This window comes from Bacteroidota bacterium, assembly GCA_016715425.1.
GTDB lineage: Bacteria > Bacteroidota > Bacteroidia > Chitinophagales > BACL12 > JADKAC01.
Map to the genome: position 1 here is coordinate 646,703 of JADKAC010000002.1, position 11,776 is coordinate 658,478.

The 11,776-nt window shown below is 35.4% G+C and carries 9 protein-coding genes; 6 read left to right on the top strand and 3 right to left on the bottom strand.

Annotated features, from left to right (window positions below; genetic code table 11):
• Nucleotides 1-16: 16 nt before the first annotated feature.
• Complete coding sequence (locus IPN31_04515) at nt 17-2,935, bottom strand: gliding motility-associated C-terminal domain-containing protein (GenBank protein MBK8681166.1); 2,919 nt, start codon at nt 2,933-2,935, stop codon at nt 17-19.
• Nucleotides 2,936-3,043: 108 nt separating this feature from the next.
• Nucleotides 3,044-3,622, bottom strand: coding sequence for a PKD domain-containing protein (locus tag IPN31_04520; GenBank protein MBK8681167.1), 579 nt, complete (start codon nt 3,620-3,622; stop codon nt 3,044-3,046).
• A 74-nt stretch (nt 3,623-3,696) separates the two neighbouring features.
• Between IPN31_04520 and IPN31_04525 the strand changes: the two genes are divergently transcribed.
• From IPN31_04525 to IPN31_04550, 6 genes are all read left to right on the top strand, one after another.
• Nucleotides 3,697-5,178, top strand: a complete 1,482-nt coding sequence (locus IPN31_04525) for a polysaccharide biosynthesis C-terminal domain-containing protein (protein ID MBK8681168.1) — start codon at nt 3,697-3,699, stop codon at nt 5,176-5,178.
• A 13-nt stretch (nt 5,179-5,191) separates the two neighbouring features.
• Complete coding sequence (dut, locus tag IPN31_04530) at nt 5,192-5,623, top strand: dUTP diphosphatase (protein ID MBK8681169.1); 432 nt, start codon at nt 5,192-5,194, stop codon at nt 5,621-5,623.
• Nucleotides 5,624-5,732: 109 nt separating this feature from the next.
• Nucleotides 5,733-6,740: a nucleotidyltransferase gene (locus tag IPN31_04535; GenBank protein ID MBK8681170.1), complete on the top strand. Its 1,008-nt coding sequence runs from the start codon at nt 5,733-5,735 to the stop codon at nt 6,738-6,740.
• Nucleotides 6,734-8,497, top strand: a complete 1,764-nt coding sequence (locus tag IPN31_04540; protein ID MBK8681171.1) for a tetratricopeptide repeat protein — start codon at nt 6,734-6,736, stop codon at nt 8,495-8,497. The genes IPN31_04535 and IPN31_04540 overlap by 7 nt, the downstream gene beginning before the upstream one ends.
• Entirely contained in the window at nt 8,475-9,236 is a 762-nt protein-coding gene (locus tag IPN31_04545; protein MBK8681172.1) for a DUF4292 domain-containing protein, read from the top strand. The genes IPN31_04540 and IPN31_04545 overlap by 23 nt, the downstream gene beginning before the upstream one ends.
• Nucleotides 9,220-10,509, top strand: a complete 1,290-nt coding sequence (locus IPN31_04550; GenBank protein ID MBK8681173.1) for a peptidoglycan DD-metalloendopeptidase family protein — start codon at nt 9,220-9,222, stop codon at nt 10,507-10,509. The genes IPN31_04545 and IPN31_04550 overlap by 17 nt, the downstream gene beginning before the upstream one ends.
• A gap of 91 nt (nt 10,510-10,600) precedes the next feature.
• On the opposite strand, the gene IPN31_04555 is transcribed toward IPN31_04550, so the two are convergent.
• Nucleotides 10,601-11,611, bottom strand: a complete 1,011-nt coding sequence (locus tag IPN31_04555; protein ID MBK8681174.1) for a PorP/SprF family type IX secretion system membrane protein — start codon at nt 11,609-11,611, stop codon at nt 10,601-10,603.
• Nucleotides 11,612-11,776: the final 165 nt, after the last annotated feature.

Consider the following 11,776-nt stretch of genomic DNA (forward strand, 5'->3'; position numbering starts at 1 on the left):
TCGCACTTCAAAAAAATTATCTCACCAATGTTATACTGCCATTTAACTGAATAGATTTTCCGCTGCCACCTTTCACAATCAAAACATACGCATAGCTTCCCATTTCCTGTGGTTCGCCGTTGAATGTTCCATCCCAACCCATATCAGAATTATTTAAAAGCGAAAGATCATCACTTGCATACACCAATTCGCCCCAACGATTATAAATATAAATATCCAATTCTTGAATAGCAGCGCCGAATATTACAAGATGATCATTCACGCCATCGCCATTTGGTGAAAATGCATTTGGAATATTTATTATCGGATCACAAACATCTATCAATTGATTTGCAATAATTGTTTTCGTAATATCACAAACCATATCCGTTGGATTAATAACAACAGAATAAATTCCGGGATTAATTACAGTAATAAGCTGAGAACTTTCACCTGTATTCCAATTATAAACAGCACCCGGATAACCGGCATCTAATGTTGTTTGTGTGCCGATACAAAATTCTGTGGTATCAGATTCTGTTGTTGGATATTCTACAAAAATTGTAACTGTATCTGAGCTTGCACAACCTTCATCATCCGTTGCAATTAAAAATAAAGTTGTTGTTGTATCCGCAGTAAAACCATAATAGAAATCATTCCATACAATTAATGTATCTATATACCAAGTGTAAGTAGAAATACCCGGAGTGTTAGCACTTAATGCAACAGATGTTCCTGTACAAACTGTTTGATCTGCATTTTCATTTACAGGAATAGTTTCAATTACCTGAATTGTTTTATTCCCATCACCACTACCACATTCATTTAATGCAAAAATGTCGAGTGTATAAAATCCGGCATCATCCCAAACAACACTTATTTCATTATTGGATGTATCAACAATACTTCCGCCGCTAATTCCCCAATCATAATAAGTACTTATAAAATACGGAACAGAATACGTAATTGTATCACCTGTACACACTTTTGCAGGACCGGTAATTGAAACAACAGGAACATCAATTACATGGAAAGTAAGATAGTCACTCCATGGTCCGGGACATCCAAAATTAATTTCACGCACACGCAATGTTACATCACCTGTGGAGCCGGCAAAATTTATATAGATAGGATTATAAGGCCAGATAAATGGTGTACCTGTTCCGAATTGAAATTGATATTGTGATTTCGGATTGTAAGGAGAAACAGTTGCAAATTCAATTGCACCTTCACAAAATAAAGTATCACTCGGTGTCAATATCGGTGGATCATCTTTGGGTGCACCAATGCTAAGATGAATTAATGTTCCCAACGAATTTTCATACGGATCAGCGCAAGTAGCAATCACACGCAAATACCAAACACCTGCATCCAAACCCATTGCAACAAGATCCCAATATCCGGGAATTTCTAAATTAATTGTTCCCGATTCTGTATCCACTGTATAACCTAAGCCACCAAGATTTGCCTGAATAAAAAACATGGCATCTAACACTTCCACCAAAAAAGTATTTGTATCGCAATAGCCCACTGTATCAGTGAACATATTTACATCATAATTAATAGTAACTGTATCACCGATATATTCGCTGATGCACACATACACATCTGTAATATCATTTGTTTCCATATCACATTCCTGAATACAAATCGGTCCATAGACCGAACCAATTGTTGCCGGACTACTCGAAACAATGCGTATATAATAATCGCAACCGGGAGGAACGGTAGGAACAATTCCTGAAACAGTACCCGGCGAAGAACCCAATGCAGGATCATAAGTAGCACTTGAAGTAAAGTTGCCGATAACAGAAAAGTCATCGAAGTTTCCTGTGGAATCACTGAGTTGTGCGGTGTAAACATTTGTTCCGCCAAACACACCCGTTGAATAAAACGGCACATCAATAACACTGTTTATACAAACCGCATTTGAATCGAAAGTTACCGCAGCAGGAAGAGTTGTAATTGTATTCGGACAATTATCTACTTCAAAACAAACACTTGCTTCACCTGTAATTGCGGGCATTGGTGAAACACGATTTACACGAATTTTATAACAATCCCCTTCAGGAGTGGAGCCGGGAATTAATACTGCAACCGCACCTGTGGTATCACCTGCCGGAATAATAAATACACCTAAATCCACAGCAGATGCAAAACTTCCAGAGGCATTTGATAATTCAACTTTATAAGTGCCATCGCATAATAATCCATCTATACTCCATCCTAAAACTAAAGTGCTGAGTGCGCAAACAGGATCGGGAGAAATAAAATCTATAGTAATATTTACAGGACTTGCAACTGCATCATAAGTACCCACAGCAATAATATCATCAATAGCAAAAGAGATTTTATTATCGCCATCGGAATTATCATTTATCCAGCGAAATCCAAATCGCAAATCTGTAACATCTTCAAAAGCATCGTCGGTAAGTACTTCATATTTCCAAAGCGTTTGATCATTATATAATGCTGCTCCGGTTGCAGTCCATGGACCACCATCCGCACTATAATAAACCTGACCATACGCACCCGGACTTCCTTCACATAAATAGAAAAAAGTAAACTCAATATCTATTAAACCCAATGTACAAAAACCTGCAGCCATCTCAGCAAAATAATCACTGGCATCTGAGGCATCATAACTCGCACAGGTAATAGAAGGAGCGCCTTCAATATCATAAATGTGCATATAAGTACTGTAAGGTGCGCCACCGATTGTACCGCTTTCCGTTAAACTTTCTGAGGTTGTATTCGGATAACCAAAGCCGCCGGTATAACTATCATTTATTATCCATTGATTACTTCCAACAGAATCTCCCGGACCGGCAGAGTTTAGAATAAAACTACCCGAATAATCAATATCAAAGTCTTCGGAAAATAATTGAAAGGTTTGTGCGTGTAACCTATTTGAAAAAACAAAAAGACATATACAGATCAGGTAAATATTTCGCATAAGCAAGTGTTTGATACCAAATTACAAATAATGTAATAAATCAGCCAAGTATAATAAAATTCGTGCAGTGATTTTTATTGTAAATTAAGCAACTTCATCACAATAGTATTACTGAGATATACTCAATACTAAAAGATATTTTACAATATTTCCATCATGCAATTCTACAAGATAAAATCCATGTGTTGAAAGTGCCGGCGATAGCAAAAATTTATCGGAAGAAATTTGTTGAATAGTTATTGGGATTTTATTCCCAAGTATATCTTGCATGGAAACTGGTATAAATACTTCGGAAGTAATTTGAAATGCATCCGTAAATGGATTAGGATAAACCGCAATAGTATTTTCAAATACATCATCTGCAATATTATCTGAAGGATAAATAAAAACAGTGTCAGTAAAAGTGCCGCTGCAATTTTCAGTAGTTGCAATTGTCAGTACAACATGATATTCACCGGCAGTTGCAAATGTATGGAGAGGACTATCTTCATTGCTTGTACTGCCATCCTCAAAGTCCCAGAGTATATCTCCGGTTGCACCTGATAAATTGATGAACTGTACGGAGAATCCGATTTTTTCAAAAGCAAATTTTACATGCCAATCACCGGGTAACTGGCAATATGATTTTCCAAATGCAGTTAGCAGAAACAGGATTAAAAAGGTTTTAAAAATTTTCACATAGTAAATGTAATAATATTCGTTTAGAGATGCATATTGAAATGTTTAATTGCACTGAAACTAATTCCATTTAATTTTACCCTGTGTCGCTGAAACGTCTTGCTTCCCAAACTGCTATTTATGGATTGAGTACTATCATGGTGCGCATGTTGAATTATGCATTGGCGCCATTGCATACACGGGTGTTTACTGATCAGGCGGATTATGGTATCATTTCCGAAATGTATGCTTACGTTACTTTTCTGAATGTGCTGTTTATGTATGGAATGGAAACTTCTTTCTTCCGCTATGCCACTAAAGAACTTACGAATGAAGCAAGAAATAAAATATTTGGAACAGCTCAGCTTTCGATATTTATTTCTACCGTTTTATTTGTATTGATATTATTATTTTCTTCAAAATCTATTGCAGCTATGTTGGAGTATCCCAACCACAGTGCATACATTTTTTACTTTGCATTAATAATCGGTTTTGATTCTTTAGTAAATATTCCATTTGCAAAATTGCGTTTGGAGAACAGACCTTGGAAATATTTTACTATTAAACTCACCAATGTATTAATAAACATCACCCTCAATTTCTTTTTTCTGTGGCCTGCATTAAAAGGTAATTACACTATGTTCAGTGACTTTGGTTATACCTATAATCCGAGCATGGGAATCAGTTATGTATTTTATGCAAATCTGGTTGCAAGTGCAGTTACTTTTTTGATATTTATTCCTACCTTCTTTAAATTACATTTCAGTACAGAAGTCTGGAAAAAAATGATGCGTTATGGTTTGCCTTTAATAATAATTGGTTTTGCAGGAATGATAAATGAAACACTTGATCGTGTACTTTTAAAATATTGGCTGCCGGGAAACTTAGAAGAAAATTTAAAGCAAGTAGGTATTTATAGTGCCGTTTATAAACTTGCAATTTTTATGACCTTGGCAGTGCAGGCATTCAGGATGGGCGCCGAACCATTTTTCTTTTCATCTTCTACTGATAAAAATGCACCCCGTACTTATGCATCGGTGATGTTGTATTTTACTATCGTATGTTGTTTTATTTTTTTAGGTGTCGGTATGTTCCCGGATGTATTTAAAATTATTATCGGAGAAAATTATCATTCCGGATTATTCATAGTTCCCATTTTATTATTGGCCAATTTATTTCTGGGTGTGTATTACAATATGAGTGTCTGGTATAAGCTTACAGATAAAACTGCATTCGCCACTATTATCCCTTTAGCAGGCGCAGCAATTACAATTGCACTGAATTATTTTTTAATTCCACGCTTGGGATATGCTGGTGCTGCATGGGCAACATTAGGTTGCTATTTTAGTATGGTTATTTTAAGTTGGATAATCGGACAGAAACATTATTATGTACCTTATAACATTAAAAAATTAAGTGCTTATATAATTACTTCTGTTTTACTGTGCATGCTTGGTTTACAATTTCTGCATTGGTTTGAAAATAATATTTTGCTTACAGTAGTTATCCGCATACTATTATTTTTAATCTTCTTTGTTTTTGCATGGTGGTTAGATATGCATAAACTAAAAAGAAATATTGCTTAAAGAAAATTATTATATGCAAGTAAAAATTATTAATCGCTCTTCCAATCCCAATCCGGCGTATGCAACAGCAAATTCAGCGGGTATGGATTTAAGAGCTAATATCGAAACCCCAATTACATTACTTCCTTTAGAGCGCAAATTAATTCCAACAGGAATTTTTATTGAATTGCCAAACGGTTATGAAGCACAAGTGCGTCCTCGCAGTGGCCTTGCAATTAATTCGGGAATTACAATGTTGAATTCGCCGGGCACTATCGATTCTGATTATCGTGGTGAAATAAAAGTGATTGCTATTAATTTATCTGCATCACCTTTCCAAATTCAAAACGGTGATAAAATCGCACAGCTTGTTGTTGCAAAACATGAAACTATAGAATGGATTCCTGTAGAAATATTAAATAAAACCACTCGCAGTGAAGGTGGTTTTGGACATACAGGAAAATAAACTTGCAGAGATAAAATTTCACGGTATAGAATCTACAATACACTTTAAATGTACAGACTTCGCTTCACGGCTGAATTCCTATCTTTGCGGCTAAACAGAATTACGTAGTATGAAGATCATAATTCCAATGGCGGGCATGGGTAAAAGAATGCGTCCCCACACATTAACAGTTCCAAAACCATTGATTCCTGTGGCAGGCAAACCTATTGTGCAACGATTAGTGGAAGACATTGCACAAACTACTGAAGAAAAGATTGAAGAGATTGCTTTTGTATGTGGGCATTTTGGAAGTGCAGTGGAGCAAATGCTTTTGGATATAGCAGCGAACGTTGGTGCTAAAGGAAAAATTTGTTATCAGGATGAACCATTGGGAACAGCACATGCTATTTTATGTGCAGGTGATACTGTGAGTGGTCATATTATTATTGCATTTGCAGATACATTATTCAAAACAAATTTTAAAATTGATAAAGAAAAAGATGGTGTCATCTGGGTAAATCAAGTAGATGCATGGCAAAACTTTGGTGTGGTACAATTAAGTGAAGAAGGACATATTATCAACTTTGTAGAAAAGCCAAAAGAATTTGTTTCTGACCTTGCAATTATCGGTGTCTATTATATAAAAGATGGCGATACATTGCGCAAAGAAATGCAGTTTCTTATTGACAATAATATAACAGATAAAGGAGAATATCAATTGACAAATGCGTTGGATGCAATGCGCAAAAACGGATTTAAATTATTGCCGGGTAAAGTGGACGAATGGCTCGACTGTGGGAATAAAGATGCAACGGTTTATACCAATCAACGAGTGCTGGAGTTGAATAAACATTCTGAACAATTAATCAGTAAATCATTGCGCAATATGAATAGTCAAATTATAGAACCTTGTTTTATCGGCAACAATGTTTTCATCGAAAATTCTGTTATCGGTCCACATGTTTCTATCGGTGAAGGCTGTATTATTAAAAATGCAATTATCTCCAATTCAATTATTCAGAAGTCTACGGATATACAAAATAAAATAATTACCAATTCTATGATTGGAAGCCATGTTTCAATAAAAGATTCTGCTGAAGATTTAAGCATTGGTGATTTCACAACGTCGATATGCTAAAAAATATTTTCGCTTCATTATTGCTCTTTATATGTTTGGTAATTTCTGCCTGCAATACATCAAAACAATTAACCGGAAGTACGGTAAAACAAAAAGATGTTGATTCCACATTAGAAGGCATTGGTGAAGAGACAGATGAAATTACTATTGAACGATTATTTATTGATGGATGTAAAGCAAAAGCTTTAGGTGATTTTGATGGTGCAATAATTTTATTCAAAGAAATTCTACAATTAGATCCGAATAACGATGCAACATTGTATGAACTCGCAAAAATATATTTTGATTACAGCCGCTTGGATGATGCTCGTGAACTTTCAAAAAAAGCAGTTGAGTTAAATCCGGATAATGAATATTATTTGGTGCTTTATGGTGAAACATTATTGTATCAGGGAAGATTTAGTGAAGCCGCAGAAGTATTTGAAAAACAGATTTCTCTCTTTCCGCAAAACATGGATGGCTATCTTGAATTGACATATGCGTATGAGCGCAGTGGCAATGTAAAAGAAAGTATGCGAGTGTTGCAGGATACAGAAAAACAATTCGGGCCGGATATGAATTTGCTGATGGAACAATACCGGTTTTATATGCGCAATGGTTTTATTGATCAAGCAATTGATGTGTTGAATAAACTGATTATTTCCAATCCGGATGAACCAACTTTTTTAAGTATGCTGATAGAAGTGTATGAAAGTGCAGGGAAAATGGATTTGGCTCAGGAAACATTTAATCAACTGCTGGTAATGGATCCGAACAATGCAGATTTATTATTTAAAAAAGCACAATTCGACAGACGTGCCGGTGATATGAATGCATATCAAAATGATTTACGTCTTGTATTTTCAAATCCCGATGCAAATATTGATCGCAAAGTATTTTTTTTAGTACCCTATATTGACTCTGTTGACTTACCTGCATTTACTGAAAAAGAATTTATTATTGAGCTTGCTACATTAATGGTACAAGCACATCCGCAAGAAGCAAAATCATATGCAATGCGTGCGGATTTATATTATTATACTGATCGTAAAGAAGATGCCCGCAAAGATTATCGCATATCCGCAAATCTGCGTCCTGATGTATTTGATGTATGGGTTAAATTATTTTATATAGATGCAGAATTAAATGCAAATGATTCTCTTCTTGAAGTTACGAATGAGGCATTGGATTTATTTCCAAATCAGGGATTAGCACATTTTTTTAATGGTGTTGCAAATCAAAATTTAAAAAATAATGATGCCGCATTAATATCTTTTAAGCGGGCAATTCCACTTACTTCAGGAAATATGAAACTGCGTGGAGAAACCTATTTGCGCATGGGTGATATTTATAATGAATTAAAAGAATATGAAGCATCCGATGAAGCGTATGATAATAGTTTGGATGCGGATCCGGATAATCCTTATACATTAAATAATTATGCTTACTACTTATCATTGCGCAGCGATAAATTAGATAAAGCAGCAGCAATGGCTGAACGTGCAAATCAACTTGTTCCAAATAATTCTTCTTTGGAAGATACTTATGCATGGGTATTATACAAACAAAAAAAATATGGTGATGCAAAAATCTGGTTGCAGAAAGCAATGCAAAATGGTGGCTCAACCAGTGCGGTAATCAACGAACATTATGGTGATGTTTCTTTTCAATTAGGCAATACTGATGAAGCTGTTGAATATTGGGAAAAAGCAAAATCATTGGGTGGTAACTCTCCACAATTAGAAAATAAAATAAATGACCGCAAGCTGTATGAATAAATGGTTGGTGATATTGCCGCTGTTTTTTATACTGAGTGGATGTCGCACGGTGAATATTACCAGTGGTAAAATCAAAGAAATTTCTTTAGATGAAATAGAGAAGGAAATATTGCTGACACAATTGCAATACACCACCTTCTCCGCAAAAGCAAAAGCGGAAGTGATTAACAATGGAGGATCAACAAGTATTAATGCATCTATTGATATGCAGAAAGATATTTACATAGGATTATCATTGCGCATGTTAGGAATTGAAGGTGCAAGAGTTTTTATTACCCCTGATTCAATAAAAATTATTGACCGTATTAATCAAAAATATTACCCGCATGATTTTAGTTATCTCGAAGAATCTTTTGGTGTTGCAATTGATTTTAAAACATTGCAAGATTTAATTACAGGTAATCTAGTTTTTTATAACGGAACAATTTATCCCGGAACACCCGATGATGAAAAATATGTGCTGTGGGCAAATGACGGCGCATTTAAAAATACGATATGGCTTTACCCCTCGTTTCATGTGATGCGTATGCAAATTGACGACTTAATGCATCCACGAACAATGACATTGGAAAATGGCGGGTATCGCAAAGTAGCTGGACAAGCATTTGCATTTTTAAGACAAATGCATTTGTCGGCTGTTGATAATTTCGACATAGGTCTGGAGTTCACCAGCCTAACTTTGGACGAGCCCGTAGATTTCTCATTTACGGTAAATCCAAAATATGAAGTGGTACACTAAATTATTTTTCTTCGCTTTTTTATTGATGAGTGCTTCTGTGTTTTCTCAAACAACAGATAAAAAATCATTGGAAACAAAATACACTAAACTGCAATCTGAAATTAAGGATACTGAGCATTTGCTGGAGCAAACAAAAAAGAAAAAACAGAATTCGTTGAATGAAGTAAAGTTGCTGAACAGCCAGATAAATGTACGTCAGGAAATGATCAGCAATATTGCATTACAAGTGGGCGCAGTGAGCAAAGAAATGCAGGAAACGGCAGGTGTAATTAATTCTATGGAGAAAGATATACAAGGTATGAGAGATCAATATGCAAAGATGATTACCTATGCTTATGTAAATGATAACAATTATGAACCACTGCATTTCATATTTGCATCGGGTAGTATGAATGATGCAATTAATGAAATTCAATATGTAAAAGAATTTACCGCATTTCGTAAACAACAGGCAGCCGCAATCAAAGCAGTACAGGCGGCATTACAAAGCCGCATTGATCAATTAGAATCTGATAAAACTAAAAAAGAAGACTTGTTGCAAAGTGAAAAACAACAAAAACAAAAATTAGATAAGGAAAAAAGTGCAAAGGATAATTCTGTAAAGTCATTACAAAAGGAAGAGAAAAAAATTAATGATCAGCTAAAGCAAAAAAAGAAAGATGCTGATGCATTAAATAAAAAAATACAAAGCATCATCGCAGAAGAAATCAGAAAAGAAAAAGAACGTGCCGCAGCAGAAGCAGCAAAAAAAGCAGCAGCAGAAAAAAAGGCATCCACCACTACAGCAGCAGAAAAAACTACTGCAGAAAAAACAACTACTACCGAAGCAGTTGGCCTTACTCCCGAGATGGCTTTAGTATCAAAAAATTTCGAGGGGAATAAAGGCAGACTTCCCTGGCCGGTGGAGCGAGGAACAATTACAGAACGTTTCGGTACACATGCACATCCTGTTTTAAAAAATGTGTCTATAGAAAATAATGGAATTAATATCAGTACAACGGAAGGTGCAAGTGTAAGAGCGATATTCGAAGGCGAAGTATTAAATGTGATCTTCAGTCCTTCTTTTCAAAAAGGTATTATCATTAAACACGGCGAATATTATACAGTATATACAAACCTCGCTTCTGTTAGTGTAGAGCCCGGAGCTAAAGTAAGTGCAAAGCAAAAAATAGGTACTGTTTATACAAATTCAGAAGAAGGAAAAACAGATGTGCATTTAGAGCTTTGGAAAGGAACTACGCTTTTAGATCCTGCTCTATGGATTAGCAAATAAAATTGCACGTTGCAATTGCACAACAAATCATAATTTCTAAATAGTGGAATTTAATTGCTTAGAATATCTCTGGAAATCACGCTAAATACTATTACATAAACCGTGGACAGTCTATAGTATATTTCTTGGTATGTGTTAAGCAACCGGTATAGATAAGTGATAATTCAAGTCCGCCTTTGTATGAACTAACTGCACTAAGGTCGCTAACATTAATATCATAACTTAATCCGAATTGTACATTGTTATAATCAAATCCTAAACTTGGAATGATAGCATCTCCAACACGATAATGAGCACCTAGATAAATAAAAGAAGAACCTTTATCCATTGGAATACCAAATGTAGCTCCGGCAACAACTTCTTGATTTGTTTGCTCTGCTTGCTGCAACCAAACCGCTGATGGTATGATAACTAATTTATCAAATCCGAATTTCAAACTGCCATAAGCAGTATATCTCGCATTTATTTTATTATCTAATTGATTGTAAAAACTTTCTGATGGTTCCGCAAGGTGATGATATGCAGCACCTAATTGAAGAGAAAAAACATTTGTAAAACGTGAGCGCCAATTTACACCTGCATTCATATCGAAATAACTCAGTTTGTCATCTCCATATTCTCCGCTTGGTAAATTTGGATCTACACCATTCTGACCAATCATACTTTCAAAAACAAGATTATTAAAATCAACTCGCTTTTGAACTAATCCACCTTGCAAACCAAAACTGATATAATGATCACCACGACCAGCCATATTTTGATGATAAGCCACTGAACCCATCATCGTTAAGTTAGTTAATGCACCATCACCTGATACATCATTAAAAATCATTAACCCTAAACCGAGCATACTATAGTTGAAAGATTCACGGAATAATCCGATGTCGAAAGCACCCGCATAAGTTTGATAAGAAGACGGACCTACTATACTCGCCCATTGGTTTCGGTAATTCAGTGATGCACGATAAGTACAACTGGATAAACCTGTAAGCGCCGGATTAAGCAATAGAGGTGCTGATCCAAACTGGGAAAAATGTACATCTTGTGCACGTCCCTGAATGAAAGTGAATGTTATTATAATTGCAAGTAGAGTTCTCTTCATAAAAAATTCTGCTGTAGCTTTCAAAATTAGTACAAATAAGGTAATCCACACAAAATTAACAGGCCGGGTAGTCAGATGATTGTAAAATCAACGCAAAATAACAAGATACCTTCATTAAAAACGCCCATACATTTTATTGTTATTAGATAATCGCCGGGGAAAACA